The sequence below is a fragment of the Ruegeria sp. ABV3_008 genome, assembly GCF_056161185.1.
This window is the reverse complement of the sequence record NZ_JBSWYP010000015.1, coordinates 50,491-76,982: the sequence shown is the minus strand read 5'-3', so window position 1 is coordinate 76,982 and position 26,492 is coordinate 50,491. Positions and strand designations below refer to the sequence as shown.

The window sequence follows — 26,492 nt, the reverse complement described above, 5'->3', positions numbered from 1 at the left end:
TCCTGTCTCGCCCCTCTCCGCGTTCGCCACGTGGCAGGTTTTAGAGACGACGCCCTTTCAGGGCTCGGCTCAAAACCAGCACCAAAGGGGACCAACCCCGAAGGAGCATCATAAAGGAGAGACGGTTTTGGACATTGAAACGGAAAAAGACATCGAGACTGACACCAGCCTGAAGGCGTCAGAGATTGCAGCCCAGAATGACCTGTTTCGGAAAGCCCTGATCGATCCGAACGCAGCAATCGAGATGCACTCCAAGGGCATTCAGGGTCAGGTTTTTGTCACGCCCGGCGTGTCCGGCGAAGGAGTGGAGTTCCAGACTGCAGCTTTGGCGGCGGTGGCGTCGGATGACCAGTTTGAAGAGGGCAATGACCCCTATGGCGATCACACTTTCGGAACGGTGACTGTCAGCGGCCAGAAGCTGTTCTGGAAAATCGATCTGTATGACATGGACTACACATACGGGTCCGACCGCCCGTTTGACACGTCAGTGACGCGCCGCGTCCTGACCATCATGTGCCCCAGCGAATACTGATTTCCACCGCAGATCGGAAAGGGGGTGATGAAAATAAGTCAGGAAACCTTGCAGCAACGACGGCGTGAAGCCGTTGAGCTGGTCAAGAAGGGAGGTCTCTCCGCCAAGATCGGCCTCGCCTTCTTGAAACAACACGCAACCGTCTAAGCGGCCCCGCTCTACCCCGGAAGGGGTAGGGCACCCTTACCACGAAGCGAAACACTCAAACAAGGATTTGCCCCATGAGCAAACTTGAAACATTCACCGCACCGGAAACCATCGAAACCGTATTCCTGTCCGATCTCTACCTGTCGGATTTGAACCCGCGACAGGACGTTGCCGAGGACGGCATTGCCCTCTTGGCCGACAGTCTGGTCATGTGCGGTCTGATCCAGAACCTCAGCGGGTTGCGCGATGCGGATGGCAAAGTCGCCATCGTTGCCGGTGGTCGCCGCTTGCGCGCCTTGAACATCGCCGTGACCGAGCGTGCTGATCTCTCTCACGTGCCGGTCAAGGTCACGGACAATCCCTTTGTGGCCGAGCAATGGGCCAATGCGGAAAACACCGCCCGCGAAGAACTGGACCCGGTGGACGAGGTCCGCGCTTATGGCAAGATGGCCGAGAAATCTCTGTCTGTTGCCAAGATCAGCAATGCGTTTGGCGTGACCGAAGCGCATGTGCGCCGCCGCCTCGCGCTGGCCGGTCTGCCTGATGCTGTTCTGGATGCGCTCAAATCTGGAGAGATCAGCATGGGGCTGGCCAAGGCCATGACAGTCAGTACTGAGGAAGAGAAAATCCTGGAGGTGCTGGAACAGGCCAAGGAGTGCCGGTGGTTCAGCGAACATGATGTGAAACAGGCCCTGACGTCCGAGGCCGTCAGCAGCACCAATCGCAAGGCCGTTTTTGTCGGGCAGGAGGCATATGTTGACGCGGGCGGCACGGTCACCGCTGATCTCTTTGCCGATGAAACCCTGTTCAATGACGGCGAGATACTGGATCGTCTGTTTGCTGAGAAACTGGCGGCGGAAGCGGCGAAGCTACGCGAAGCGGAAGGCTGGGACTGGGTGGATATCCATGAGGAAAGCTACATTCCCTATGGGTTCTCGGGAAGTGAAGGCATGCACCGTCTGGATATGGAGAGTCGGGACTTCACCGAAGAACAGGCCGAACGGTATGACGAACTGGCCGAACTCTATGAGGGGGAGGCTCTGGACGCGGAGGGTGAAAAGGAGTTGGCCGCGCTCGAGGACTATGCCGCGCCGTTCTATTCTGACAATCAACGCAAGCTGTCCGGCGTGTTTGTCTATGTCACCAACAATGGCGACATCAAAACATCATCGGCCTATGTCGCGTCTGAACATGAGCAGGCCGCCATTGAGGCCGGTGTTCTGGCCCCAGTCAAAGAGACAGAAGTCAGAGAGGCACCAAAACCGGTCTATTCGCAGAAGTTCATCGACGACATGGTGGCGATCCGGCTGGCGGCGGTCCAGACGGCCCTGCTGGACAAGCCTGACTATGTGTTGAGCCTGTTTGCCTTCTATGCCACCCCGGCCTCCGGTCTGACCTGCAACCTGTTTGGGTTTGGCTATGGTGGCGCTGAACGGAACACGCCCGAGGTCGATGACCAGTTCATCCTCGACCCCCGCCTTGGCGGGGAGCGGGATGCGGCGGCAGAGGCAGCCTATGACCAGTTCCACGAGATGGCCGCACAAGGCAGCGTGGAGGCGTTCAAAGCGTTTCGCGATCTGGGCAAGAAGACCCGCAACGGTGAGATCACAGGTTTTCTGGCCCGGCGGTTTCTGACCCAACGCCCGGAGTTCATGGCCGAGATCGAGGCTGAGATCGGCGCGGACATGCGCGCGATCTGGACCCCGTCTGCTGAGAATTGTTTCAAGCGTCTGAAAGGCTGGCAGCTGGATGATCTCTACAAAGACCTGCTGGATTTGCACAGTGATACCGACAATTTCAAGGCTTTCGCGAAATCCAAAAAAGGTGCGAAGAACGAGGCGCTGCACAAGCTTTTCAATGATCCAGAACATCAGACCGCATTGGGCGTGACCGAGGCGCAGAAAACCCGGATCGATGCTTGGATGCCGGATTGCTTTTGAACCTAACGGGGCAGGGCGCATAGCGCCCTGCCTATCAATCTCTGGCTGTGTCAGCCTCAGTGATGAAAACTCAAAGTGGCATTGCGCGAACACCCCGTCGAGCATAGCTATCAGAGGTCGGCCACCCGGCTCATTTTTAACGCGATCACTTGATCAGAACGGATTTGGTAAGACCCATGGACACCTCATCGAACAAGCTTGAGAAAGCGGCCCGCCGCGTTTGGAAATCCGCGCAGATGTTTGTCGGGTTTCATACGGATCAGAAGGGCAAGCCGCGCACGCAGCCGAAGCTCTGGCCGCCAAAAAACGGGAGCGCGTCGATCCATGGTGATCCCAGTGCGCAAGAGGCGATTGTTGTTGTCAAAGCCGCTGATCCGGACGCCGCACAGGACGTGCAGATCAAGCTGCATCCAAACCGCATTGTTGTGCGCCGCGATGCGGACTTGTGGTGGCAGGGTGTGGCCGTGGACGAGCATTCCGTGACGGTCCGGATGGCCGACAACACGATCATCGAAATCCGCCATGACGGCTCAGTGAAACGCCGCTCGGCCGAAGATGAAACCCATGTTGAAGCCGATGGCAGCATCTTCAAGTTCACCGAGTTTGCCGAGGCGCATATGACGGGAGACGGGGTGGAAATGACCCGCCGCACCGAGGATCGCATTGCCACGATCACAGTTGACGGTGTTGTCGATCGCGCGCGCAAGCGTTAGCCTGAGATCAATACCTCCAGATTTTCCTTCGGTTAAACTTGTGGCCTGCTTCGGTGGGCCTCCTTCTTGTGTGCAACATCGTCGGCAGAGGCGTGCCGAGGTCGCCTCTATTCCCTCCATATGCCGTTCCAAACCCATGTTGACTGTTGTCGCCAACCTAGCCAATGTCGCGCGTTCGTATCGATGCGTCTGCGTCAGCGCAGATGTGTTGGGGTCGATGCAAACCCACAAGGAAACGCAAGCAACATGACTGATGACTGGAACGACTATGCCGATGGTTGGGACGACAATAGCGACGTCAGACGCTATGCGCGTCGCGCTTTTGCCTCGCTCGACGACCACTTGAGTCTTCGTGGGAGGGATTGGCGATCAAAACGCGTGCTCGACTTTGGATGTGGCACCGGATTGCTGACGGAGAAGATTGCACCGCATGTGGAGGAAGTTGTCGCGGTTGATACTTCGGAGAATATGATTGCGGTCCTGCACGAAAAGCAGCTGCACAATGTTAGAGCAGCTCATGGAGATATTCTGGCTGGAGATGTTCCGCGGTTCGAGAACGGGTTTTCAGGTTTCGATTTGATCTGCGCTTCATCCGTTTGCGCCTTTCTTCAAGATTACAGTAGCGCTGTGGCAGTGCTGGCGGGTTTGCTCAACAAAGGCGGGCATTTCGTTCAGTGGGATTGGCAAGCGTCAGATGATGGCGGTTTCGGATTGACGCTGAATCAAATGAAGGCCGCGTTGGAGGCGGCAAGGCTTGGTTCACTTCGCGTCGAACGGATATTCGAGTTCAAATCTGATGAGCAAGTCATGCCTGTTCTGATTGGAGCGGGGGTTCGAAATACAGACTGATCTTGTGTTTGGATGAGTGAACAACCATTGCGCCCGATTACCTGACCTTTGGTTTGGCTCGGGCAGCAAAGTTCAACTTAGAGATTTAGCGGCGGTTATTTGGTCAGATTCCACCTCGCCAAATTGAGTCCGGCTGATCACCTGATCCGCGCAAGCGCGGTCCAGGGCCGGACCGTCCGGTTTTTGGCCTCCGCCTGTTGGAAAGCGCAACTTTTGCCTCCGGTGATCCTCCCTTCTTTGCCATGGAGGTCATTCCGATCCGGAAAGGCCACTCGCACTCCGAATTGCGCATTGCGCCTGTGATGGACCGAGGTGTTTTTGCCGTCACTTGTCTGATCGCTTCGTTCAGATGCCTCGCGTGCATCGATCCCAGAATGCCTTGCCTGTTCACTTGGCCTGACAGTTTCAATCCCGTTGCCATTGTTTGATCCTCAGCTGCCCGTGTTTCTGAGGTGATGAACATAAGCGGGCAGTCGGGGAAGACGCGCGGTGCCCGACCGGGCACCGCGCTTCAACAAGGAATTTCCCCTGCGCCTGCGGCGCATTCCGCGCGGGACAAATTCCCTGCTGACATCCCCTTGATGCCCGCTTTTCCCATGTTCATCGAAACACGTCATAGCGAGGATCAAACAATGGCAACTCAAACTCTGAAACTGAACGTCAAGACCGGTGAAAAAGAAGGCAAGACATTCTGGGACCGATGCGGAGTGCTCTTCGTCAATACCGATGAGGGTGGCAACATCACCTCGATCCAGGTCAAGCACAGCATGTTCCCCGGCGTCGAGATGGTGGCCTTCCCGAAACGCACCGATGACGATCCCGTCACCGAATGACGAGAGGGCAGGGCGGCGCAAGCCGCCCTTTCTTCTGCTCCGGCCGCAGGCCGGACCACATATGCGCCACGGGTGGCGCGCGGTCCTAAGATCGGGCAGGGATGATGACCTGCCCCAATGCGGCAGCAGACAACCCTGCCACACCCGCCGCGCAGGCGGCGGGAAATTGAGCGCGCTGAGGCGCACGGAAAATGCCATACTGACCTTGAACGTGCCGGTATGTGACGGGCGCTGTTCGGGCAGCTCCCGCTTTGCGTGATTGCCCTGCGCCGGTCCACCGGCACCCACGCCTGCTGGCTGGAAAAGGGGCGGGACCCTTTTCCCGGCGTGGAGATTGCCTCCAAGAGCAAAACTGTTCCGGCGGCGATTTGAGAAAATACAGATTTCTAAAATCACCCCCGGTTTCCTCTTGGAGTGTATGACAGGATAAGGTAGTTGTGTTACAAATCATAAATACAACCTGAGGTATATATTGAGCAAACCCGCCGACACCACTGTCTTCTCTGTTCGATTGCCATCAGATGCGTTGGTGCGTTTGGAGGAGGCTGTAGCCGCGCTTGGGGCCAAGAGCCGCAACCAGATCATCCAACGACTGATCTATCGTCTGATCGGGTCTCTCGATCCTGACCCGGCCCTTGTGGATCTTTGGCAGACGCACTTGCGGCAGGTTCAGGGCGGATACACCAACCTCAATCAACTGGCGAAATCGGCCAAGCGCGGCACGGTCATCTGGACGGATGATGATCGGCGTGATGTCGAAAATCTCCATCGCGCGATCATCCAGCACCGGCAAGATCTGAGGGCGCTGATCACCGCGGCCCGTCGTAATCGAGAGCCTGACTCCGCAATTCGCCGGATCTTGCGCGACGACGATTGGACACCTGAAGAATGAACGCCGCAGCCCGCAATCTGACAGCAGGGGATTTCCTGGAGCTTGCCTTCAGGGAAGCGCAGAAGGGTGTCGATCGGTCCAAGCAGATCAGCCAGCAGCTGCAGACTGCCAAGCGTATGAAGTTCATGATCTCCCGGGCATCGTCCATCAAGGCGCGGCTTGGTGCCGTGGTTGGAAAACCCGAGGCGGTTGTGAAACACGTCCGCAAAGGTGGGGTCAAAAACGCCCATGAGCTGCGCCGCCAGATCAACTATCTGACCGTCCGGGCCGAGGGCGTATTGGACATCCGGGACAATGGCGTGACCCCGCTCGATGCGGATCAGGTCAGTGATTTGATCGAGACCTGGGCCGAGGATTTCAACGGGAAAACCAACTACGGTTATACCCGTCACATGATCGTTTCTTTTCCCGAAGGTACCTATCCGGACGCCGCGCATGAGGCCGGTTTGGACTTCGCAGATCGTCTATTTGGAAGCGGAGATTTTGGCGATACCTGGGACTACCTGACCGTGTTCCACAACGACACCGATAACCCCCATGTCCACATCGTTGTGAACAACCGAGGCGTCGAGCATTGTCAGTGGCTGGCTATGGGCATGAGCAGCGACATGAACATCGACGTTCAGCGCTCTATCCAGGTCGATGTTGCCGAAGAATACGGCATTGAGCTGACCGCGACGACCCGCCTTGAGCGCGGTTTGCGGCAGGAAGTGGAGACCGACACGTGGAAGGTTCAGGCCGGAATGTCACTTGTTGAAGGCACTCCGGAGGTTGAAGTTAAGGCCCGCGACATGGCCGGTGATGTGATGACTCTCTCCATCGCAAGAATGTCGGATCTGTTTGATGAGCGCGCCAACGCTGTCAAAGACCGGATCGAAGAGTTTGCCATCCAACTCGTGGAAGGAGACGAACCAGTGGTTTCGCGCATGGAACATCTGCTGGATCAAGCCCATCATTTTGATGATTACGGCGCGCCGGGAGACCCGTCTTACGTGTCGCCCGAGGTTATGAGCAACCTGCGGCGACACATCGAAACAGGTAGTTCTGAGATAACCATCGCGCCCGAGCTGAAGGCTCAGGTTGTTGCCCATATCAGCGACGTTCGGGACAACGAACAGAGCCATCCATATCTGTCTGCCCTTGCTGATATTGTCGATGACAAGGCGTTCCAAGCGTCCGCAGATTATGCCCCGGCAGCACGCCGCTACGAGGTCTATATGCAGGATATCTTGGGCGAAGGGGCCTATGAGGACTTCCAGACTCAGACCAAAGAACTGCTACAATCCATCGACAAGATGGAAGGGCTGGCTCGTGAAGTTGACGACCCTCATCTGCGTGTCGCTATGGATATTCAGATTGGCGAGTTGAAAGGCGAGGTTGCGGATCTGCGCACCAACGATCCGGACCTTCAAGCCTTCATCATCGAAGACCGGCTTTATTCAACAATGATGGATACTGCCGAAATGGATGTCCTGGATTATCCTGAGGCCGACAAGTGGGCGGCGATCCGCAAGGAAGTCACCGACACGGCCAGCAGCTACGGTCTCGATGGCGAGGCGTTTGTTGCCCGCTTTGGCGACCATCACAACGTCACTTTGGGCACAACAATGGGGTGGCGCAGCGAGGATATTTCGACCGCAGCGGCCCACTTCCAGGCGCAAGGGTTGTCGGACAGCCACCACCGCGCTGAGGCCGTTGTTGACGAGCTGCACCAGCTTGCGTCGTCCAGGATCATCGCAATCTCCGAAGAACTCTCAGAGGTACACGCCCACACAACGCACCCGCTCCTGCAAGGGCGCGGCGACGATGACGGACACAACCTATAAGGACGTCACCCGGTCTGCTTGATGCGCGCGCCAACGCCACAGGCAGACCTATCACAGAGTTATCCATCAACTCACAAAGGAAAATCTATGGTTTCCCGTACAGACTATCTTTTGAACGAAGTCGAACACTTCGCACCCTATGCCAAGTTTGATCAATCTGCCCCGCGCGAGGATCGCGTTTCTGAGCAGATCGACATCATCAAGAAAGAGCATCGGCGTATGGGGTATGACAATGCCGCCATCGGTGGCCGACTGGCTGATATCGAGGACCAGGCCAACCGCCGTGTTGACGAACATACGGCGCAACAGGATCTGGTCGAAGAACTGAAAATCGAATTGGAGGCTGCGGAGCGGTCAGGGCTGCCGGTTGATCTGAACGATATGCAGGCTTTGGTTTCTCAGCACATGAGCGATGCTCAGGAATACGACCTGTATCACCCCTACTATTCGTCCCTTGCGGATCTGTCCGGCGACAAAGGATTTCAGGAGTCCGACGACTACCAGTCGCCCGCTGATCGCTATGTTCAGTATATGCAATCCGCTCTGGGGCAGGTCGGTTTCGAGACCTACGAACAACAGACCAAGGACATCGTGAACTCCATCGAGAATATGGAGGCTCTTGCCCGAGAGGTTGAAGATCCGCATTTGCGGGCTGCGATGAATGTCCAGATCGGAGAGCTGAAGGGCGATGTTGCCGAGCTACGCCCATACGACACCGACCTGCAGGCGTACACAGTTGCTGATGACAGTTACACCACATCCATGAATGCGGCCGAGCTGGACAACCTGGACCCGTCCGAGGCCGAAAAATGGCTGGCAGTGCGTGACGACATTGTTGCAACCGCCAACAGCTTCGGACTCGATGGAAACAAGTTCCTGGCCCGCTACAACGATCATGACAGCGTTTCGGTTGGCACAGCGGCGACTTGGCAAGACACGGACATTTCCACCGCTGCTGTCCACTTCAACAGCCTAGGCGTTCCGGACAGCTACGCGCGCGCCGAGGCGGTTGTTGGTGAGCTGCACCAGGTTGCATCCAGCAAGATTGCCGCCGTGTTGCAAGAGATTGCCCATACCCGCGAACAGGCCACCCACATCCATGAAGATGAGCGGCACAGCTTGTAGGGACTACGCAGAAGGTACTTTTGATACAGCTGGACCAGATTCAGGCTTGGTGCAAAACAGGGCGGTATTGAAGTTTCCGAGCAGGATGTGTTGAAAACCGACCCTTCGCGGCACCTTGCTTGAACTGGTGAGACGCGGACAAAGCAGGAATTCGATGCCGGCTTACCAATGTCGGCTTTACGAGTTTATCTAAAGTGAAACGGCAATGTAGTCAGTTCGCCGTTGGCAGATCGGCCATGGTCAAGAACCGTTACAGGATCGCCTGCTTTAGCATCTATCGAAACAAGCGCGTACCCAATCATTTTATTTAATCTGTAAGACCAAGCCTTGTGGGTTAGGTGACCGATCTTGACTCCGTTCTTTTCGATTGGCAGCCAGATCCCTTGGTTTTCATGCTCTTCCGGCCCATCCAATACTATGCCGAGTTGATGTCGCTTTACCCCTTCGGCCTTAATCCGCCTCAATGCTCGGACGCCGATCACGTCGTCATCGACATCCAGATCGACAAACCGCTCCAATCGAACTTCAAATGGGTTGGTGGCATCGTCTGTATCAACACCCCAATTCAACAAGCCACTTTCGGTTCGCTCAGATGGGTTTGGATAGCCTGGACCGATGTCAAAGGGTTGGCCGGCTTCTTTCACGAGCTGCCAGAGACGGTCACCCTTAGTGCGATCCAATAGGAACAATTCAAACCCACCTTGCTTAGACCATCCGGCCCTGACGACCTTCAGTGGGATTCCTTGAAGTTCAGCGTCCTTGAACCAGAAATACCTTAGATCTCGAACCCAGTCGCCAAATAGTGACGCCACCAGATCTTCGGCTTTCGGACCTTGCACGGCCAAGGGCGAAACATCCGGCTCGGTGACCTCTACATCTAGTCCACGTTCACCAGCGACACAACGCGCCCAAAACCAAATGTCCGAATTTCCAATCGACAACCAATAACAGTCTTCACCAACTTTCAGCGCAATAGGATCATTGATCAGCACACCGCGATGGTCGCAGATTGGGGCATATTTGCCTTGACCAATCGCCTGGCTTGACAGGTCCCGCACGCATAGGATCTGTGCGAGCTTTGCAGCATCCGGGCCTTTCAGTTGAACTTGCCGTTGCACAGCCACATCCCACATCGAGACGCCATTGATCAGCCGCCAATATTCGGCTTTTCGGTCCCCGTAGCCCCTTGGGATCAACATGCGGTTATAAGTCAGGAGGGACTCAGCACCGTCATCAATCGTTGACTGGTAGAAGGGTGATTTGCGCAGGCGACCTGCTGAAACAATCTCTGCCATCTCTACATCCTGTTTTGTTCCTGGTGCACCACTACGACGACATCGAATTTCACGCGTTCAACTCGTCTTCAGAGCCGCACCAAGCATTTCAATCAGCTGTTTTTGATTGGCTGGGTCGGCAGCGGGCTTAGGAAGCCTCTTTTCCTTTCGATTGGCAACGTACAGTCCCGTTCGCCCGCCAAATGCTGCAGGATCGGCAGCGTCAACAACCTTCGCTGCCTGCTTGTCCGCTGGTCGAAACAACAATGGTGCAAGCCATTGCAGCAGTTTAGGCATGCCAGAGTTTCCTGTCGTGGTCATTGCTGTCTTGGTTGCTCCGGGATCGACAGCACGTATCAGAATGTTGTTTGCACTCAGACCGTCCGACAAAGCCGGCGCCAGTGCCGTCACAGCCAATTTGGTTTGAGCATAGGTACTCATAAGTCCGCCGACTGTTCCGGGATTGGCCAGCTCGTTTAGATTCAAGGTCTTCTGTGAATTGATGGCACTGGACGAGAACAGCACGACCATGCCAGCACTTTCACCAGATTGCCGAGCCATCTTGTCTTTTAGTCCAAGCGTCAGCTGATATGGCGCAAGCACATTGACTGCGAATTGCGCTTCATAGCCTTGCGCACTGAGAACCTTTTCCGAGGTTAGAACGCCTGAATTGTTGTAAAGCGCGTCGACCCGCCCCGGCAGTGCGTTGATCTTATGGATTGCCGTTGTGACCTCATCCGTATTCATCAAGTCCGCAATGATCAGTTCGACGTTCAGATCGGGATACGCAGAGAGAAGCTCGGAACGCTGAGCTTCTGACCTGGTTTGAGATCGGTTAATCAAAATCAGACTGTTCCCACGAGCAGCGTGAATCTTCGCGATTTCGCTGCCGATCCCACCTGTCGACCCAGTGATCACGGTCCAATTTGCATCTACCTCTGTCATCAGTTACCTCTAATAGAAGCATACAAGATATAATTATATATCGTGTATATGTAAACTATATGAGGATTTCAAGTGACGGTTTCACCAGCTGACGCGATTTGTGCGTTCGTGCCCCCCTTTCTGAAATACCTTCGAGAGGGAACTTCAAAAGTCGATCTATCACCTGCAAGGTTTCAACTGCTACAGGCATTGGACCAGGATCAGCCCTGCTCAATGGTGGATTTGGCCGAACGGCTTTCGGTGACCAAGCGCAACATCACGACGCTGGTAGATGGGCTCGAGGATGAAGGTTTGGCGAAACGCGAATCGCATCCGACGGACCGTCGGTCAAAACTTGTGGCGCTGACTGACAAAGGGGAGGCGAGGTTTCGCGAAGCTGTCAAAGTTCAAAGAAAGCACCTTGAAGCGCTCGTAGCCAATCTGGAGCCGAAGCAGCAGGAGTTGATGGGAAAGGCACTCGCGCAGCTTACCGACATAATGATGTCAAATCGTGAGGCGTGACAAAACTGACTTTGAGTTTAGCGTTTGGAGTCCGCCTCAAACAGCGGTCATTTGAATGCAACGCAGCATCTGTCGCTTTGGGCTCTCTCGGCACCTTCGCCGCGTGATCCGCGAACGGCTGCTTGCACGAACGTATGATCCTGCACCCTACCGGAGTAGACCCCCGCCTCGGGGTGGCCCTATTTGATTTAGCCGACGGCAGGGCTGATCTTGCGGTTTTCTATTTCTTCAAACCATTCCGGGTTTTCGGCAACTCAGATCATTGATCGCCCAACCTATTCGCGGCTGCCTTGATCTTCTTGTCCGTGTTGTACTGGCTCAGTGAATACACAGCCCAAATCGCAGCCGGAATCCAGCCAATGAGCGTCAATTGAAGGAGCAGACAGAAAAAGCCCTGAAATGGGCGTCTGATCGTAAAGAACACCACAAACGGAAGCAAAATCGCGAGTATCAATCTCATCTGAAATGACCTTCTGATAGTTAGACCGTTATGTTCTCACGAACATGGTTAAACGCAGATTTACTGAAACAGCACCCCCGTCAAGCGGAGGCACTGCTTTCTGGCCGTTTGGCTCTCATTTTCTCCATCGCCATATCTTTCGCTGACCGGCTTTTGCGCTTTGCGACCGTGCGCTGCGCATCAAATGCCGCCTGAAGTTCCTGATCTTTTTCCGAAACCTCTTTCACCGGGGCAGGGGCCGGTTTCGCGTCAGCCAGCGCCTTTGCCGTGTCCCTGGCTTGCTCTGCAGCCAGATCGAGGTGTGTGCCTCTGATCTTCGGACTATCGCCACCCAAGAACTGCATGAAATACGGATCTTCGAAGTATCGGATCTTGTTTGCAATCACCGGCATCTTGCCTTCGCGGATCAGAACAACCTCATTTTCAGGCAATCGGCCAACGCGTTCGGGCCGGAGCAGGCGAATGCCTTCCTCGCGTTCCGATATGCTGCCCATTTCCATTTTGCCGAGCGCCCGCGACTTCGATTTGCTCATTACTGTTTTGTCACCGATGGATCTGGACACGTGTTCGCGGACCTCTGAATCTTCGGACGCCGCAAACATCTGCGTCCCGGCGTTTGCCAACATTGCCCGCACACCTTCATGCCCATAAATGTCCTGCAGGCGCGACAGTGTTTGCGAAATCACCACCAGCCGACCGCCGAAGGATCGCATGGTGTCATAGGCCTCAACAACACGCTCCAGGTGGCCGAGGCGCTGAAACTCATCGAGCAACATCAGCACTTTGAACGGCTCATCTTCGCCCGGCTCAACGGTTTCGATAGTGTTCACCAGATCGAGGAAAAACAGGCGAATGAGCGTCCGGAACTCTTTGACCTTTTTTCCTGGCACAGAAAAATAGATCGAGGTGGGGCGTCGACGCAGATCTTCAAAGTTGATGTCATTGCCCTGCGTAGCTCTTGCCACCGACGGGTTGCGCCAGAGCTGAAGGCCGGAGTTCAACATAACCGAAATCGTAGATCGCAAGATTTTGGATTCTTCGGCTGCAAGATTCAGGAACTCATCTGCAGCTCGCGCATATCCAACTTCCTCAGCCATTTTCTCATAGTCCTTTTGCTTGGTCGTTTTGACCAGGCGCAGGATCTCGGAAACGTATGGCCGCTTTCTTTTGATCGCCAACATCGCCATTGCGCAGAACATGCCTTCAACACCACCCATAAAGCCCTGGGCGGACGAGCTGGGCGTGTCGAACATCTGGGTTGCAACCTGAATCACTTCTTCCCATCGCCGGTCCAGATTGTCGGCACGTGCTGCGCGGCGCAGAGGGTTGTAGCTGTGGCTTTTGTCGGGGTTCTCGGGATCGAACACGAAAACCTCGTCGCCCATTGCTGCCCGACGCGCGCCGGTTGTCTGGAAAATCTCACCCTTGATGTCCAGGACGACGCAAGACCCGTTGAAACGCAGGACATTCGGGATCACAAAGCCGCTGGTTTTACCCGAACCAGACGGGGCAATGAACATCGCGTGTGGCTTTTGAACGCCGGGACCGGGCTTATAGTAGATTGCGTTTTTGTCCTTTGGCTCACCAAATTTGGCAAACACGATTTCACTATCCAATTGGTCTTTGAGCTTCAGCACCGAAGCATAGCCCTCCTGGACGAGCTGAGGGGCCTTTGCAAAGGTCGCATCACCGTATTTCGTTGAGGGACCACGCAGCGCAGCCGCCACAAATGCAAAGGTCAAAACACCCACTGCGACCACCGCCACCAGACCCATGATCTGCTGCGTCTCTGCAGGCTGTGCCATGAACTTCTCTGGGATCGCCCAGATGTCCAGCCCGCGAAAGCCTCTGGTGTTTATGTATTCGAGAGCCAGCCCGACCACCAACACCGCGCAAGCCGAGGTAGCGATAAAGCCCATTGTACCGGCTATCGCTACCTTCTTGCTTTTGGGTAGATCCTGAAATTCAGCCATCGGTCAGCTCGCGTTTGAAGAAGCACACGATGCCAAACTCGGCAGGTACGACGCCGACCATTTCCCAACCGTCTTGCCCGAGCTTCGCAAACTTCTCGCCTGCATTTTCCTCTACCCGCATCAAGACATTACGATACTCAAATTTTTTCATTCTATTTCTCCTTCAGATAAGTTGATCAGCGGCCATCAGGGGTGGGAAGATCACTCCGTTGACCTTCCGTTCGTCCCCGATTTTCTTCATGTGAACGATCATGTGAATGGTGGCCCGGATGTCATCGACCACTTCTGACTTTTGAACGGTCGGAGATCCGCGACGCACCATCTTGCTCATACGTCCAATGGCATCAACGGGCGAGTTGGCGTGCATGGTACAGACAGAACCATCGTGGCCGGTGTTCACCAGTTCCAGGAACATATTTGCGTCGTCGCCCCGAATTTCACCGCAGACGAGGCGGTCAGGCCGTAACCTCAGCGCCGATTCCAGCAGCTTTGTTGGTGATCGAGGGCCATCTTCTTCTGAACGGTCAGCAAGCAGATCGACAGAATTGGGTTGCTCGATGTCCAGCTCGGCCACTTCTTCAATCGTCACGATCCGTTCGCCAGGATCGACGCGCTTCAGCATTGCATTGAGAACAGTGGTTTTGCCAGACGAGGTGCCCCCGGCAATAATCACGTTCCACTTACTTTGCATCGAGAGGTCCGCCAGCTCGTCAAAGCTCATCGTGCCCGCTGCGAGGGCAGCACGGGCGTTTTCAAGCGCGCTGTGATCGTTGTTTTCTGCCAACGCCGCCTCTTTGCTGGCAAAGCTGAACGCGCCCAGATCGACGGTTTTCACGCGGAGCAGGCGGATCGCCACGGACCCCACGCCAGTTGTTGCTGGCGGTATAACGACCTGCACCCGCGCTTTGCCCTGCTGTGTCGGCACGTTGGCCGTCGCAATCGGCTTCTTTTCTCCGAATGTGACGTCGCTGAAACCGGCAACGCAGCGCCCAATATTGCCAACATCATCCTTGGTCAGAGTGATGTCTGTCCTGATCATGCGGGTTGTGCCCATTTCTTCGACCCAGACAGATCCGTCAGGGTTCACAGAAATCTCACTCAGGCTTTCATCGTGCAACAGATGTTCGATCTTGGCTGTATAATATTCCAGAAGGCCATTGCCGTTTCGCCTGCTCATTAGAAGCTATCGAACACAACGTCGCGCTGCAGGATTGCGTTGATGCGGCTGCCCTGATCGACAAAGATTGTCGGCGTAATGCGCAGGTATTCATCAAGCGCCGCCGCCGTCGCGTTCTGCAGGTTAGACCCCACTTGCGTTGCCAGATCCGTCCGAACCGAGTTGTTGCTGTCACTGTCAGACACCAGCGCCACTGGCGCAATGCCGATGATGGACAACAGCGCAGCGGTGCCGAACCGCTTCCCAAAGTGTGTGTTCACCCTACCGGTTGCACCAGTCCGGCCTTGACCGTCCGTACCAGTCGATCCGATCTGAGCGGACAACCCATCAGGTGTGATGACACGGCTCCAAACAATCATGATGCGCGTTTGCGCCAGCGTCGTATCCGCCCGATATTCGCCATAGAGCTTCGATCCGCGCGGCAGCAGCAAACGCGTGCCGTCCATCGAGTAAACGCCACGTGTAATCGTTGCCACCACGCTACCGGGCAATTCCGAGCTGACCGCACCGCCGAATACCGCTGACAACACCGTGCCTTGCGTCAGGGTGCGCGACGGATCGTCAATGATCGAGGCCCCGACGATGGGCGGGTATTCTTCGACCAGGTTGTTTTGCCATGTCGTATTCGGGTTTTCCAGATAGCCGCGCTGTTCTTCAGGCAAGCGGGTGTCATCCGGTTGCACCAGGACCGGCTGCGGGGCAGGGGGGAAGGGCTGGAAAATCACCGGCTGCGATCCGCTGTTAATCGGCTCGTAGTTTTGGCCGGAGCCATCCTGCGCAATCGCGCTTGAGGCCAACGTGACCAGGACGAGGGTAAGTGCTGTTCTGTTCATCGTCAGCTCCATCAGTTTCTGCCGTATGGGTTTTCATCAAACACGATGCCGTCTGACTGGTTTTGGCGTTCGCGCATCCGCTTGAGTTCTTCAAGCCTGCGCCGCTCATCATCGGTCAGACCCGTAGTCTGCAAGTGGCTCATGCTGGCAAGTGCCCGTGCCTCAGCATCAGCAACGGCCTGGGCAAGCTCTGTCTGAAACTTTTTCTCGCGCTCGTCGTACCTGACCTGAAGGCGTTCATTGGCCAGAGTGAGCGAAGCGATTTCACTGTCCTTCTCAGAAAGCGAAACTTTTACGTCTGTCAGTTCACCTTGCAGCCCCGCAATACGATCGTTGAGCTGTTCGATAGTTTTCATGGCTTTATCAAACCCGATGAATTCAACCGGCTGTGGAGCTGAGGCGGGCGTTGCGACGGCGATTTCCTCCGGCAACGCGTCTGGTTCGGGTTCGTCTACGTCCGGCCCCCGTGCCGTAAGCAGGCCATAGCGTTCGCCACCGCTTTGCTGCAGGGCATCGACGCGGACACCTGCGCGGCTGTTCTTGGCGTCATCGCCCAGCACAAACCACGCGAAACCAACGAACACGGCACCCGCGAGGGCAACGCCCATGAGCTTCTTGGGTTCAAGCCTTTTCCGGGAACGCAGGGGCGGCTGTTCCGCCGCCGCCCGTGCCGCAATTGTTTGTTCACGGTTCATTACTTGCTGCCCCCCGGTTTAACTGTCTGTGAAGTGACGGGCCTGCCCGTTGCGCTCGCCTGCTGAAACGCGTCGCCATCGTTTCGAACGCAGATCGAAGTGTCCTCGATGCGCAGTGTCCAAAGATCGGATAGGCCCTGTACTTGGATAATGCCGCGCTCTTTGACTGTGGTATTCACCATCAGCTCACGTCCATCAGGCAGGACACGGAAGATACCCGGTAGCTCCGCATCCTGTGGGATCTGCATATAGGTGTGAACGCCATCGTCCCAAACGGCCGTCGGCGCAAAGTCCGCTTTGCCCGAGCGCGAATAGTTTTGGTTCACAAACCGGCCAGTTGGCTTCGGCTCGCTCCGAGCAACTGTGCCACGGCGCGTTGTGGCCCCGCCGCTGTTGTTTTTGTTGTAGAACGTGACCCGGAATGGGACACGTTTGCGTTCGGCGGCGCTCTCGGCCGGAACCAGATAGAAGTTGTATGTCCCGCGATTGGTCAGGACGGTCAGGTTTGAATCCGAGTTCAGGATTTCCGGCTTGAACGCAATAACGCGACCTTCCTGCAGGCGGGTGATCTGAAAACTTTCAGTGTCGCCCGCACCAATGCTGCGGACGGTTTCACCCTGCGGAAAGTGAACATAGGTAATCAGGCGTTCACCCACAGGGATGCGGTACACTTGGTTCTCGACGTAATGAAAATGCGTGATGCGGTGATCCGCGTTCTTTCCGTCTGGCGTCGGTGTGATTTCCGCCAGAACAGGCATAGAAAGAGCCAGGACTGCGGCAGTGACGGTTGTGAGTGTCTTAATGGTTCGCTGCATCAGATGTCTCCCATGGAGTCGACGCGGTAGTTGGTGACGACAAAACCGAATGGATTTTCAAGAAGCTCATCCATCGACGTCACGATTTTTTCCTCAAACCCGTAGGTCACTGTGACCACGTAGCGGGCTGAGACCGTTGCTTGGTTTGGCACGATCAGGGACTTGCGGATCTCGACCTGCACCGTCTCATCGTTGACCGGCGAGACGCCCAGAATTTCGGTCTGCACCTTTGTCTTGGGCGTATAGATTTCGTCCGGATGGTTGTCGTTCGAGCCGTCCCACAGTTCGCGGTAGGACGTTTCGGCCAGCTCATCAGAACGTCGCAGCACCGATTTCAGGCGCTCGTTGTTGTCCTGGACATCATAGGTTTCCCGGTCCTGCACATAGTTTGCCACCTCGCGGAACGCCATCGCCTCGGATGGTTCCAGTTCTTCGACCTTTTCAGTCAGCAGCACCGGCAGCTTTGTGTCGGGATCGATGGAGAATGGCACCGCGCGGATTTCCTTCAGGGGAAGGAGCATCGCCCAGCCAATCATAGAGGCCACGCCCATTGCCATGCCGACCATGCCGAATACCTGCCATTTGAAGGCATCACGGCGTGCGCCCAGAAAGAGTTCTTTTTCGTGATCTGTCACGTGTGACATTTGCTCTGTACCTCGGATTACGACGATTTTTGTTGTGGCTTTTCGCGAGCAGCTCGAATGCTCTGCCGATAGCGGTCAGCGGCGTAGCTCTGACGAGCCGCCCCATCCTGATTGCGGGCTCTGTGCGCTATGTCCCGACGCGCTTGCATTGCGCGAGACGCGCTGTCACGAATGCCGGTCCCGTCGCGGGCTGCAGAAGCCATCGCAGCGGCGGTTTTGCCACCGGCCACCGCGCCACGCCCGCCATCAACTGCTGTTCCCAGCGCGCCTCTGGCGGCTGCTGCAGCACCGGTTGCAACGGCAAGGCCCGATGACGCTGACACAATAGCTCCTGACATTCCCCCAGCGAGGGATGGGATCTGTGTAAGCATGACGATAGCGACGATACAGATTGCAAGAAAACGCCCGCTGGCTTCCATATCATTGACATCAGACAAGGAACCAAGCTCCGAGGCGAAAAGCGCTTGGATCAGCGAGACAATCCCTGTCAGCACAACTATGACCATGACGAGGCCCACGGTCGTTTTCGCCCATGCGGCAAAGATGTTTGCAGTTGCCGAGCTTAAAAGCGTTGCAATGAACACGGGTGCCAAACCGAGAAGGACTGCCATGCCGCCCTTGGCGATTAGTGCCATGCCAGTGCCAAAGGCGACGATAACCGCCCCGACAACCCACAAGATTGCGCCTGTAATGCTCAAGCCCCACGTGGCGTTCTCGATAGCTGTTTGACCCATAATAAAGCATTGAAGCGCAATCTCATCGAGCGCCTGCCATACATTTGTGGTGCCAGTGAGCGCCCCGGCAATGCTGTCCGGCAAGGTTTGAACGCCTTGATAGATTGGCTGAAAAAAGGACCAGCTTGAGGCCATTCCGATGATTATCGTCGCCCGAATGAGCCAGCCGATATAACCACCCAACCCTATTTCTCTGATCTGAAGTACGCCGTTGATCAGCATCGCCACAAAGATCAGCGCAGCAATTGCCCAGAGGGCGGATGCAAGATCCGCCGCCAGGCTGTTATAAGCTTGCTGCGAAAAGTTGTTGATCGCAGTTTCAATCGAGCTGACGAAATCCTGGATCACGGCCCACATGCCTCCTGTAACACGGGACCGAGATTGTTCAGCCTAGCCTTTTGCTCCTTCTTTAGGTCAGCATTTTGCGATGAAGGTTGACCCCAGAATTCGGGGTTATCTGCACCAACAACATTCATTGCGGCGGTACGGCTCATATTTCCGAGTGGGCATTCCGTATCAAACTCTTCACCGGCTTTTCGCAACCGGCATTGTTCTGCCGTGTACTCATGTGCAGCGATTATCTGTTCATTGAGGATTGCGACTGACCAATTGTTCACCAGATATTGTTTGTCTGCTGGTTGGCCCGCATCGGCCATACGCGCTTGATCTTCATTGACAAACTGTTTGGCGACGTTGTTGACGCCTGTATTTCCGAAACACACCCGATACTCGCCAAAGGGCCAATCAACATTTGGCGTGGGACGCAGTTTTACTTGAGCCGACGCAGCCCCCGCTAAAACGGCGGCGGCTACAATGGTCAGGGTGAAAGTGGTGCGGTATTTCATTGGGTTTCTCCTCTTGCGTAATTGCTAAGCGTCTTTAGATCCGCTGCGTTTGCAGCCAGATCCGTGCCAGTCGCTACAGCATTAGCCGAGGTTGCACGCAAGATTTCAATTTCAACTTGCAGGAGTTTCATCAAAACCGCCGTATTGTAGTCGATGGCTTCCTTCAGATCTTCCTGTTGGCCGATTTCACTGCGCAGTTCTTCCGCATCTTCTGCAAGTTGACCGGCCATATCGTAGCCGTTCTCACCCAGAGCAGACGCCATCAGGCCAGCACCACCACGTTCTGAGAGGATGCGACGAGCTGGTACGTCCGAGCCGTTAAACTCAGACAGGATGCCGTCGCCCAAACCGAGATTGATGGAGCGGCGTTCCATTGCCTGTGCAGCGACATCGGGCAGGCCGGAGATACCACCTTCTGCCGCATCAAGCGCATAGCCGAGCGTGTCGGCGGCAGTCGCCAGTTTCAAAAAGCTGCGGCTGTTGAACTCGTCCAGGTCAGTCAAGCCAGTAATGGCTTTGAAGGAGTTTTCCAGCATGGCGCGCTGCTGTTCGAGTTTTTCATACTGCTGCAACAGTTGCTCATACTGGCGAACCATTTCAGCAACTTCCTTGGCGGAGTTGGCGGCGTCTTGTGTAATGGCTGTGGCGTCGATGGTCGGAACACCCTGGGCCGACGCCATGATGGGCAGGGCGGTCAGAATGGTGACGGCTACGGTAGTGCGAAGGGTTTTCAGGACGTTCATTAGACAAGCTCCATGTTTTCAGGGGGGGTCATGCGCTCAAAGTCGCAGGCGCATTTGCTGCGATAGCCCGAATAGGTGTTGGTGCAGGCGGCAACAGCGGCCAGAACAACGAGGGCGAGGATAAGGCGAGATTTCATGTGATTTCCTTCCAGAAGTTGGGGTTTTGACGCCATTCCGGATCAGGGAACGACTTGCCGTCTGATCCGCTCAGAACACGAAGCAGAGGGCCGAGTGCGCCGACATCGACATCGAGCCAGACACTCTCATCACCCTTTTTCATGAGCATCACGCGGTCGCCAAAATGCGCCCGCAATGCACCCAGCTCTGCATCGTTCAAACCGATTGCCCGGTAATCCGCTTCATTGCCGGATCGGGACGGGAACAAGAGCTGCGTGCTGGTGTTTTCCAGGATCGACTTACTGGCCGCTGACGACAGGATGTGATCGGGGATCTGCGTCATCATCATCATCATGACGTTCAGCTTCCGATACGTGGTGTAGGCGTTCTTGAGGATTTCCGCGCCGTAAGGATTGCCAGCGATCACCCAGGCTTCATCAATGACGAAGACAGTCGGCACCTTAGAGGCACACCGGCGCTCGATCTGGCGCATGACGTAGCTGATCCACGCCAGCCGGACCAACTCGTCATCCAGAACCTCGGAAATGTCGAACACAAGATGCCGGTCGCCAGAGGCAAACGGATCTGTGCCACCTTCACCGAACATCCACGACAACCGCCCGTCACCTGCCCATTCGCTAGCCCGCTTGAACAGGTTCTTGTTGTCGTCAAAGGCTCTGAACCGATCTACCAGTGAATCGAAGTTCTGGAGCTGTGGGGGCAGGGTGGCGTTGGCTTGGCAGGCTTGCGTGATCTCATCTCTCTGTCCGGCGGTCAGCTTTTCGTCATAGCTCATCAAGGCTGTGACCCAATTGGCGAGCCAGCTTTGCCCAGCCTCATCCGTTTCCGTTTGGAAAGGGTTCATGCCGGTGGGTTCGCCAACGCGAACGCGAGTGTACTGTGCGCCGAGTGCCCGCATGGGGGCTTCCATCGCCCGGTCTTTGTCAAAAGCGATGATCCGCGCGCCCTGTGCAACCGCCATTGTTGCCAGCAGCATTGCAATCACGGTCTTACCCGATCCGTTTGGTCCCAGAACGATAGTATGGCCGGATGGCAGGTTTTCCGCATCCGAGCTTGTCTTGGGCAAGTGCAGCGAAACATCGTAGCTGTCGCCATGTGTGGTCGGGAACGTCGCCAGAGGTCCAGGCCAAGGCAGCTTGTTCTCAGGCAGACCCTTTGGCCGCATGTGAAACGCTACCATGTCTGCAAAGTTCTGATCTGTGATCAGTTCTTCACGGGCGCGGAATGCGAAATTGCCGGGATGCTGTGCGAAATACACCGCCCGCGCCGACATCGCTTCGCGTTTGACCGTGCCGCCTGAAATCTGAATTTCACCGATGATATGCTTTTCGGCTGTTTTCAGATCTTCCTCAGCCCCGAACACGCAGATCGACAGGTGGTGCTTACCAAGAGACATCGTGCCCGAAGCAATCCCATCGGCCAGAATGGACAAATCCTCTTGCAACGACGTCGCTTTGTCGCCAGCCGAGCGCATCTGTCCTGACTTGCGACGTTCCAATTCCTGCGCCTGGGCGCGGCTGATCGGCAGGAAGGATTGCGAAATCACAACATCAACCGGCAGGTCCAGCCCGTCGAAAATGCCGGGGAACGAAGCCATCGGGTAATTCTTCAGGGAATAGACACGGATGGAGCGTTCCTGATCGTCGCCCGTAACCAGTTTGCCGATCTTGCCCTGAAACAGCACATCCTCTTGCGGCATGTTGAAGGCGATGGGTTCTGCTATGTTCGTGTGAATGATCGGCTGATACCGACCGTTCAATAGCATTCCATAATAGCCGAGCCAACGCCCCTCGCTGAGCTTCAGCCGGCGCACACGGGCCTCGCCCAGCGTGCCCGCCAGTGTTGTGAACACACCGTCGAGCTGTTCCATCATTTCACGGCGTTCCTCGTCGATCGTTCCGGACGACATGCCGAAGATCTGTTTTGCGCGTTCATCCTGGCGCTTTTGCAGAATGGCGCTGATGATGATTTTGCGCTCTTTCAGCTCGGCATCGACGGACGCTGAGCGCATAGCCTGAGCCACTGCACCGGCAAAGCCGGTTGGATCTGTGATGACATGACCAGTCTCAGCCGGGACGGTCAGTCGATGAACATAAAATGCCACCTCATTGGGTGTTGTGCGCAACACACGCTCAAACCGTTCGGCCAGGAACTCGAACTCGTTTTCGTCCAGCGTGTTTGCGTTGATTCCGGTGATTTCTGCAGCGGCGATAAGGCCACCGTTGCGTGTGGAAATAACCTCATCGTTCACGACATAGCCATAAGGCAACATCTGAAAGAGGCTCATTTCATCCTTGCGCCAGCTCGGCTCGATCAACGAGCGGGCAAGGGTCCACATGCCTCGGGCAGCAGGCTTAGGCACTATAGTAATCTCCCCCGTGGTGTTGGCGGTTTTTGGTGCGCGGAGTTTTGGAAAGGGTTACGGACAGGACGCGGAAGAAAGCCGGTTCCCATTCGTAAAAGAGGCGCAGCCCGGTATAGAAAACAAAACCCGCAATGACTGCTGGCGCCATCCCGGACATGAAGAACGAGAGCATGGTCATCCCAAGGATCACCAGCAGATAGATTACGGGCAGGCCGCCCCATTCCGCGGGGCGGTTCAGGCCGCGAAAGACCGTGTTTCGGCGCGGCATCAATCAGGCTCCGATGAACGTATCAGCGAGGCCGATAACGGCACCGACAACGATTGCGACCACTGGTCCCTTCAGAGAACCCCAGCCGAACACGTAAGCCAGACAACCCCAGATGAAGCCAACAGCGGCCAGGCTCACGCCAACAACCTTCGAGTCGGCCAGTGTTTCGTTGATGAAATCGCCAATGGCATCTTGCAGCCAGCCAGCGGAGGCCGGTGCAGCACTAACGACAATCAGAGCCAGCGCGAAGAACGCGGTCTGTTGGATGAAGTGGGTTCTGTTCATGAGGAAGTGCTCACTTTGCTTAGGATTGTCCGCACGTAGTTGCGGGTTTCGGTGAAGGGGGGGACGCCGCCGTATTCGACGACGCGGTGAGGCCCGGCGTTGTAGGCGGCAAGCGCCAGCTTCCAGGTTCCGAACGCGCGGTACTGCGCCGCCAAATAGCGTGCGCCACCGTCGAGATTTTCTGCAGGGTTTCTTGGGTTCACGCCCAGGTCTTTTGCCGTTCCCGGCATGAGCTGCGCGAAGCCGTAGGCACCCTTGGGCGACAGGGCATCAGCCCGATACCGGCTTTCCTGCCAGACCAGCGCCATGAACAGCTCAGCCGGAATGTCATGCCGATCCGCCGCTGCGTGAATTTCTTTGACGATCCGGTCCTGCGACCAACCACCAGAGGCTTTGCGAGGCCGCGGTGCTTTTCCCGCAATCTCAATCTTTTCCTGTGGCTTGGCCTTCGGCGCTTCCGGTTTTTCATCAAGCGTGTACTCACGCATCCGGATTGGGCGAACGACGCCATCATAGATTTCCGCTCGCGCACCGTTCAGAAACACGCTGCCATCAGGCTCGTATTCGATGACCTGGGCGGTGACGTCGGTTCCGACGAGCGCCAACAAAGACCAAATGGCGTTGAGCTGGCGTCCGTTTTCAGTGAAGATTTTGGAAAAGCTGCTCACGAGTTCGCTCTCACAAATAGGTCAGTAAAGTTTACATAATAGTCATTACGAGGCATAAGCGCGGGCGCTGCGGAGACATAGGATTCAGGGCTCCGACACAGCGCAACGCCCGTCACAAGCTCCTCACCAAGCCGTTGTTCAGCTTGGGTCTCTCAGCCAGAAAGTTTGGCTGTAATGTCGGGATGTCCCGCGCGCCTCGATCGCCAGACAGCGCTAAGCGGTCGGAGGTGCAGACAGATTGTCAAGGGTTGCACCCATTGACTCTGGTGCGGTGCTGTCCAATTTAGGACTGGCATCTAGGACTACTGTTTTTACCATAGTACAGTTCTCTCTTGATGTTGAAGGAATGCCCGGATGGATTTAGGGCGTTTCTTGTCCTGTCGGTTGTTGGCGCAATCGACAGGACCGCTCATTGCTCAATAGTTTCGTTTTTTGGTCATCAAGTCGTTGTTTGATCCTTTCCTTCAGCTGCACCAGGACCGGCGTTTACCACCGCTGTATGGTCGCGCGTGACCTTCGGAAATCAGGATGGTCCCGACGTCCTGCCCAGCCACACGCCCAACCGCCAGGAAGCGGTCATGCACGTCTAGCTCCGGTTGGATGATCAACTCTATCTGGCCCGCCGTCTGGATGAGCTCTTTCAGCCTTGCTTTCGCTTGCAGTCCCAGAGCCTTTTCAGCTACGCATTGCGGCCGGTAAGTCTCAGGTGTGTCGAAACCGATGAGGCGGTAGCGGTCATCACCGTGGTCGATGGTGTCACCATCAACGGCAATCACCTCGGATGCGCTCAGGGTCTTTGTTTGTTTTGATGGTTCAATCCAAACCGCAGCAATGAACAAAGACGCGAGCACAGCGCTGAGAAGCAAGAGCCGTTTCATGTGCCCTGCCCCAGTATTTTGATGAGGCAGGTTCTCGAACGTGAACGATCAGGTTTTGGATTTCGCGTCCAGGGCCTGAGCTGCTTCGAGACCCTCTGGGGTAATCGACTCGATCGTGTAGTCAGATTTGACGCAGAGAATGCGCCCATCACCAAATTCCTGATGATGTTTGAAGAGACCCGGCCAAAGATCGAACTCTCTGGGCTCAGCGCCCGCTCGAGAGATCTTCGACTTGCACAAGGCTCCGACATAGTTCGGCGAGCTGTAAATGCAGTGGTACTTAGGTCGTCCAAGGGAAGCGAGTCCGATAAATTCGTAGCGGCATGTAAAGGGAACCTGATCTTCTTTCAGGCCCCGGACCATCTCGATGGTTACCACAGTGTATTGTCTCTTGTTGTCCGCCATGACGACCCCCTATGGGCCGTCTTCTACATCCAAAAGTTGTGGACTAAAACACAATCTACGTCAATATAAGAAAGTACGCCAATATACGATATTGGATTGTCAGAAATATATTGGCCGGATATTGCTTAGGCGATTCGCAAGCAGGAGAGACCATCTTGAAACACTCAAAATCCGGAAATAGAACTCGCGCAAAGGCCCTTGCAGTTGCACTCGCTGCACTGCCGGCCACGCAGGCCAGTGCCTATCCAATTGACTGTGCCATATTCCTTTGCCTCGCCGGAGGTTGGCCAAGTTCGACTGATTGCGTCGCAGCCAAGGCGGAGTTCATTCGGCGCATCACACCCTACCCGGTCGAACCGCCGCTGCAACTGTGGCGCTGTCCAATGAACGCTTCAGAGAGCTTCTCAGGCTTGAGCCCCATGGAAAGGCTGGGCGCAATCAAAGGCAACAGTGCCAGCCCTATTCCAGAGCTTCCATCTGACGATACGACAGAGCCATTGCTGGTAGATGCTGCGATCTCAACAGAAGAGATCCAGGCATTTCATGGCCAGCCTGGCGATAGCTTTCAAGCCACACCGATTAGCGTCGATCTTTCCTCACCCGATTTCGACGTTGTCAGATCCATCAGGGTTTGGGATGTGCGACACTACAGCTACCGCCGTCGCTCACGGGAGGGAGATTGCGAGCGTTCGCTTGATCTGGTCGTTGGTAGCTATGACGGTAATGCGAGCTTTAAGTGGTCCGAGACAGCCCCCGCTCCTATTCCGTCCTGGCTGCCACTTGGCAATCGTTGCGAACCTCCCAGCTACTTTCGTGGCGTCGGGGTGGAATGGACCGACACATTTGGGATCAGCGATTACGAGTTGGTCAAATACTGACGGGCGCGCTAACCATCAGGATGCGATGATCCTGGCTTAGCGGCAGAAATTGTCGACTGCATTTGCCCACAAGGCAGTCTGGCCCAGAGGAAATACCCGACCCCAATAACA

30 protein-coding genes are annotated in these 26,492 nt (G+C 55.7%); 10 read left to right on the top strand and 20 right to left on the bottom strand.

Annotated elements, in window-relative coordinates:
• The 8 genes from ACXAH8_RS20740 to ACXAH8_RS20705 form a co-directional block, all read left to right on the top strand.
• Positions 1 to 532: DUF3768 domain-containing protein (locus tag ACXAH8_RS20740; RefSeq protein ID WP_475220455.1), on the top strand; the 532-nt coding region annotated here is incomplete at its 5' end.
• 221 nt (positions 533 to 753) lie between these two features.
• Positions 754 to 2,619: a ParB/RepB/Spo0J family partition protein gene (locus tag ACXAH8_RS20735; RefSeq protein ID WP_475220454.1), complete on the top strand. Its 1,866-nt coding sequence runs from the start codon at positions 754 to 756 to the stop codon at positions 2,617 to 2,619.
• Between the two features lie 176 nt (positions 2,620 to 2,795).
• Complete coding sequence (locus tag ACXAH8_RS20730; RefSeq protein ID WP_475220453.1) at positions 2,796 to 3,332, top strand: hypothetical protein; 537 nt, start codon at positions 2,796 to 2,798, stop codon at positions 3,330 to 3,332.
• Positions 3,333 to 3,578: 246 nt separating this feature from the next.
• Positions 3,579 to 4,181 carry a class I SAM-dependent DNA methyltransferase gene (locus ACXAH8_RS20725; protein WP_475220452.1) on the top strand — a complete coding sequence of 201 codons (603 nt, stop codon included), beginning with the start codon at positions 3,579 to 3,581 and terminating at the stop codon, positions 4,179 to 4,181.
• A gap of 632 nt (positions 4,182 to 4,813) precedes the next feature.
• Complete coding sequence (locus tag ACXAH8_RS20720) at positions 4,814 to 5,014, top strand: hypothetical protein (RefSeq protein WP_475220451.1); 201 nt, start codon at positions 4,814 to 4,816, stop codon at positions 5,012 to 5,014.
• Between the two features lie 472 nt (positions 5,015 to 5,486).
• Positions 5,487 to 5,906 (top strand): hypothetical protein, encoded by a 420-nt coding sequence (locus tag ACXAH8_RS20715; RefSeq protein ID WP_475220450.1) that lies wholly within the window; start codon positions 5,487 to 5,489, stop codon positions 5,904 to 5,906.
• Complete coding sequence (locus ACXAH8_RS20710; RefSeq protein WP_475220449.1) at positions 5,903 to 7,732, top strand: relaxase/mobilization nuclease domain-containing protein; 1,830 nt, start codon at positions 5,903 to 5,905, stop codon at positions 7,730 to 7,732. The genes ACXAH8_RS20715 and ACXAH8_RS20710 overlap by 4 nt, the downstream gene beginning before the upstream one ends.
• An 87-nt stretch (positions 7,733 to 7,819) precedes the next feature.
• A complete protein-coding gene (locus ACXAH8_RS20705; RefSeq protein ID WP_475220448.1) occupies positions 7,820 to 8,857 on the top strand; it encodes a hypothetical protein in 1,038 nt (345 codons plus the stop codon).
• Between the two features lie 185 nt (positions 8,858 to 9,042).
• On the opposite strand, the gene ACXAH8_RS20700 is transcribed toward ACXAH8_RS20705, so the two are convergent.
• Positions 9,043 to 10,152: a glycine cleavage T C-terminal barrel domain-containing protein gene (locus ACXAH8_RS20700; protein ID WP_475220447.1), complete on the bottom strand. Its 1,110-nt coding sequence runs from the start codon at positions 10,150 to 10,152 to the stop codon at positions 9,043 to 9,045.
• 57 nt (positions 10,153 to 10,209) lie between these two features.
• Positions 10,210 to 11,076: an SDR family NAD(P)-dependent oxidoreductase gene (locus ACXAH8_RS20695; protein WP_475220446.1), complete on the bottom strand. Its 867-nt coding sequence runs from the start codon at positions 11,074 to 11,076 to the stop codon at positions 10,210 to 10,212.
• A gap of 72 nt (positions 11,077 to 11,148) precedes the next feature.
• Between ACXAH8_RS20695 and ACXAH8_RS20690 the strand changes: the two genes are divergently transcribed.
• Positions 11,149 to 11,577, top strand: coding sequence for a MarR family winged helix-turn-helix transcriptional regulator (locus tag ACXAH8_RS20690; RefSeq protein WP_370002879.1), 429 nt, complete (start codon positions 11,149 to 11,151; stop codon positions 11,575 to 11,577).
• A gap of 259 nt (positions 11,578 to 11,836) precedes the next feature.
• Here ACXAH8_RS20690 and ACXAH8_RS20685 read toward each other — a convergent pair whose 3' ends face one another.
• The 18 genes from ACXAH8_RS20685 to ACXAH8_RS20600 form a co-directional block, all read right to left on the bottom strand.
• The gene (locus ACXAH8_RS20685; protein ID WP_475163775.1) at positions 11,837 to 12,037 is read right to left on the bottom strand and encodes a YqaE/Pmp3 family membrane protein; all 201 of its coding nucleotides are present in this window, start codon (positions 12,035 to 12,037) and stop codon (positions 11,837 to 11,839) included.
• Between the two features lie 80 nt (positions 12,038 to 12,117).
• On the bottom strand, positions 12,118 to 14,010 hold the full coding sequence (locus tag ACXAH8_RS20680; RefSeq protein ID WP_475220445.1) for a type IV secretory system conjugative DNA transfer family protein: 1,893 nt from the start codon (positions 14,008 to 14,010) through the stop codon (positions 12,118 to 12,120).
• The gene (locus ACXAH8_RS20675) at positions 14,003 to 14,161 is read right to left on the bottom strand and encodes a DUF4177 domain-containing protein (RefSeq protein ID WP_152460674.1); all 159 of its coding nucleotides are present in this window, start codon (positions 14,159 to 14,161) and stop codon (positions 14,003 to 14,005) included. The genes ACXAH8_RS20680 and ACXAH8_RS20675 overlap by 8 nt, the downstream gene beginning before the upstream one ends.
• Before the next feature lie 12 nt (positions 14,162 to 14,173).
• On the bottom strand, positions 14,174 to 15,187 hold the full coding sequence (locus ACXAH8_RS20670) for an ATPase, T2SS/T4P/T4SS family (protein WP_475220444.1): 1,014 nt from the start codon (positions 15,185 to 15,187) through the stop codon (positions 14,174 to 14,176).
• Entirely contained in the window at positions 15,187 to 16,020 is an 834-nt protein-coding gene (locus ACXAH8_RS20665; RefSeq protein WP_475220443.1) for a TraB/TrbI/VirB10 family type IV secretion system protein, read from the bottom strand. The genes ACXAH8_RS20670 and ACXAH8_RS20665 overlap by 1 nt, the downstream gene beginning before the upstream one ends.
• A gap of 11 nt (positions 16,021 to 16,031) precedes the next feature.
• The gene (locus ACXAH8_RS20660) at positions 16,032 to 16,715 is read right to left on the bottom strand and encodes a hypothetical protein (protein ID WP_475220442.1); all 684 of its coding nucleotides are present in this window, start codon (positions 16,713 to 16,715) and stop codon (positions 16,032 to 16,034) included.
• Positions 16,715 to 17,530, bottom strand: coding sequence for a TrbG/VirB9 family P-type conjugative transfer protein (locus ACXAH8_RS20655; RefSeq protein ID WP_475220441.1), 816 nt, complete (start codon positions 17,528 to 17,530; stop codon positions 16,715 to 16,717). Before ACXAH8_RS20655 ends, ACXAH8_RS20660 begins: the two co-directional genes overlap by 1 nt.
• Positions 17,530 to 18,174: a VirB8 family type IV secretion system protein gene (locus ACXAH8_RS20650; RefSeq protein WP_475220440.1), complete on the bottom strand. Its 645-nt coding sequence runs from the start codon at positions 18,172 to 18,174 to the stop codon at positions 17,530 to 17,532. The genes ACXAH8_RS20655 and ACXAH8_RS20650 overlap by 1 nt, the downstream gene beginning before the upstream one ends.
• A 17-nt stretch (positions 18,175 to 18,191) precedes the next feature.
• Entirely contained in the window at positions 18,192 to 19,265 is a 1,074-nt protein-coding gene (locus ACXAH8_RS20645) for a TrbL/VirB6 family protein (protein WP_475220439.1), read from the bottom strand.
• The gene (locus tag ACXAH8_RS20640; RefSeq protein ID WP_475220438.1) at positions 19,253 to 19,753 is read right to left on the bottom strand and encodes a hypothetical protein; all 501 of its coding nucleotides are present in this window, start codon (positions 19,751 to 19,753) and stop codon (positions 19,253 to 19,255) included. Before ACXAH8_RS20640 ends, ACXAH8_RS20645 begins: the two co-directional genes overlap by 13 nt.
• Complete coding sequence (locus tag ACXAH8_RS20635) at positions 19,750 to 20,496, bottom strand: type IV secretion system protein (protein ID WP_475220437.1); 747 nt, start codon at positions 20,494 to 20,496, stop codon at positions 19,750 to 19,752. Before ACXAH8_RS20635 ends, ACXAH8_RS20640 begins: the two co-directional genes overlap by 4 nt.
• Positions 20,496 to 20,633, bottom strand: coding sequence for a hypothetical protein (locus tag ACXAH8_RS20630; protein ID WP_170642037.1), 138 nt, complete (start codon positions 20,631 to 20,633; stop codon positions 20,496 to 20,498). Before ACXAH8_RS20630 ends, ACXAH8_RS20635 begins: the two co-directional genes overlap by 1 nt.
• A complete protein-coding gene (locus ACXAH8_RS20625; RefSeq protein ID WP_475220436.1) occupies positions 20,630 to 22,996 on the bottom strand; it encodes a VirB4 family type IV secretion/conjugal transfer ATPase in 2,367 nt (788 codons plus the stop codon). The genes ACXAH8_RS20630 and ACXAH8_RS20625 overlap by 4 nt, the downstream gene beginning before the upstream one ends.
• Positions 22,989 to 23,267, bottom strand: a complete 279-nt coding sequence (locus ACXAH8_RS20620; protein WP_475220435.1) for a VirB3 family type IV secretion system protein — start codon at positions 23,265 to 23,267, stop codon at positions 22,989 to 22,991. Before ACXAH8_RS20620 ends, ACXAH8_RS20625 begins: the two co-directional genes overlap by 8 nt.
• A gap of 3 nt (positions 23,268 to 23,270) precedes the next feature.
• On the bottom strand, positions 23,271 to 23,552 hold the full coding sequence (locus ACXAH8_RS20615; protein ID WP_475163741.1) for a hypothetical protein: 282 nt from the start codon (positions 23,550 to 23,552) through the stop codon (positions 23,271 to 23,273).
• Complete coding sequence (locus tag ACXAH8_RS20610) at positions 23,549 to 24,220, bottom strand: lytic transglycosylase domain-containing protein (RefSeq protein ID WP_475220434.1); 672 nt, start codon at positions 24,218 to 24,220, stop codon at positions 23,549 to 23,551. Before ACXAH8_RS20610 ends, ACXAH8_RS20615 begins: the two co-directional genes overlap by 4 nt.
• Before the next feature lie 464 nt (positions 24,221 to 24,684).
• Entirely contained in the window at positions 24,685 to 25,098 is a 414-nt protein-coding gene (locus ACXAH8_RS20605) for a thermonuclease family protein (RefSeq protein WP_475220433.1), read from the bottom strand.
• Between the two features lie 48 nt (positions 25,099 to 25,146).
• Positions 25,147 to 25,503 (bottom strand): hypothetical protein, encoded by a 357-nt coding sequence (locus tag ACXAH8_RS20600; protein WP_142638830.1) that lies wholly within the window; start codon positions 25,501 to 25,503, stop codon positions 25,147 to 25,149.
• Positions 25,504 to 25,658: 155 nt separating this feature from the next.
• On the opposite strand from ACXAH8_RS20600, the gene ACXAH8_RS20595 reads away from it, so the two are divergent.
• Positions 25,659 to 26,381, top strand: coding sequence for a hypothetical protein (locus tag ACXAH8_RS20595; RefSeq protein ID WP_475220432.1), 723 nt, complete (start codon positions 25,659 to 25,661; stop codon positions 26,379 to 26,381).
• The last annotated feature ends 111 nt before the right edge of the window (positions 26,382 to 26,492 follow it).

Bases quoted from the DNA above. Each gene is read 5' to 3' on its own strand.
- ACXAH8_RS20735 (WP_475220454.1), top strand. From the start codon at position 754: ATGAGCAAACTTGAAACATTCACCGCACCGGAAACCATCGAAACCGTA.
- ACXAH8_RS20730 (WP_475220453.1), top strand. From the start codon at position 2,796: ATGGACACCTCATCGAACAAGCTTGAGAAAGCGGCCCGCCGCGTTTGG.
- ACXAH8_RS20725 (WP_475220452.1), top strand. From the start codon at position 3,579: ATGACTGATGACTGGAACGACTATGCCGATGGTTGGGACGACAATAGC.
- ACXAH8_RS20720 (WP_475220451.1), top strand. From the start codon at position 4,814: ATGGCAACTCAAACTCTGAAACTGAACGTCAAGACCGGTGAAAAAGAA.
- ACXAH8_RS20710 (WP_475220449.1), top strand. From the start codon at position 5,903: ATGAACGCCGCAGCCCGCAATCTGACAGCAGGGGATTTCCTGGAGCTT.
- ACXAH8_RS20705 (WP_475220448.1), top strand. From the start codon at position 7,820: ATGGTTTCCCGTACAGACTATCTTTTGAACGAAGTCGAACACTTCGCA.
- ACXAH8_RS20700 (WP_475220447.1), bottom strand. From the start codon at position 10,152: ATGGCAGAGATTGTTTCAGCAGGTCGCCTGCGCAAATCACCCTTCTAC.
- ACXAH8_RS20695 (WP_475220446.1), bottom strand. From the start codon at position 11,076: ATGACAGAGGTAGATGCAAATTGGACCGTGATCACTGGGTCGACAGGT.
- ACXAH8_RS20685 (WP_475163775.1), bottom strand. From the start codon at position 12,037: ATGAGATTGATACTCGCGATTTTGCTTCCGTTTGTGGTGTTCTTTACG.
- ACXAH8_RS20680 (WP_475220445.1), bottom strand. From the start codon at position 14,010: ATGGCTGAATTTCAGGATCTACCCAAAAGCAAGAAGGTAGCGATAGCC.
- ACXAH8_RS20675 (WP_152460674.1), bottom strand. From the start codon at position 14,161: ATGAAAAAATTTGAGTATCGTAATGTCTTGATGCGGGTAGAGGAAAAT.
- ACXAH8_RS20670 (WP_475220444.1), bottom strand. From the start codon at position 15,187: ATGAGCAGGCGAAACGGCAATGGCCTTCTGGAATATTATACAGCCAAG.
- ACXAH8_RS20665 (WP_475220443.1), bottom strand. From the start codon at position 16,020: ATGAACAGAACAGCACTTACCCTCGTCCTGGTCACGTTGGCCTCAAGC.
- ACXAH8_RS20660 (WP_475220442.1), bottom strand. From the start codon at position 16,715: ATGAACCGTGAACAAACAATTGCGGCACGGGCGGCGGCGGAACAGCCG.
- ACXAH8_RS20655 (WP_475220441.1), bottom strand. From the start codon at position 17,530: ATGCAGCGAACCATTAAGACACTCACAACCGTCACTGCCGCAGTCCTG.
- ACXAH8_RS20650 (WP_475220440.1), bottom strand. From the start codon at position 18,174: ATGTCACACGTGACAGATCACGAAAAAGAACTCTTTCTGGGCGCACGC.
- ACXAH8_RS20645 (WP_475220439.1), bottom strand. From the start codon at position 19,265: ATGTGGGCCGTGATCCAGGATTTCGTCAGCTCGATTGAAACTGCGATC.
- ACXAH8_RS20640 (WP_475220438.1), bottom strand. From the start codon at position 19,753: ATGAAATACCGCACCACTTTCACCCTGACCATTGTAGCCGCCGCCGTT.
- ACXAH8_RS20635 (WP_475220437.1), bottom strand. From the start codon at position 20,496: ATGAACGTCCTGAAAACCCTTCGCACTACCGTAGCCGTCACCATTCTG.
- ACXAH8_RS20630 (WP_170642037.1), bottom strand. From the start codon at position 20,633: ATGAAATCTCGCCTTATCCTCGCCCTCGTTGTTCTGGCCGCTGTTGCC.
- ACXAH8_RS20620 (WP_475220435.1), bottom strand. From the start codon at position 23,267: ATGCCGCGCCGAAACACGGTCTTTCGCGGCCTGAACCGCCCCGCGGAA.
- ACXAH8_RS20615 (WP_475163741.1), bottom strand. From the start codon at position 23,552: ATGAACAGAACCCACTTCATCCAACAGACCGCGTTCTTCGCGCTGGCT.
- ACXAH8_RS20605 (WP_475220433.1), bottom strand. From the start codon at position 25,098: ATGAAACGGCTCTTGCTTCTCAGCGCTGTGCTCGCGTCTTTGTTCATT.
- ACXAH8_RS20600 (WP_142638830.1), bottom strand. From the start codon at position 25,503: ATGGCGGACAACAAGAGACAATACACTGTGGTAACCATCGAGATGGTC.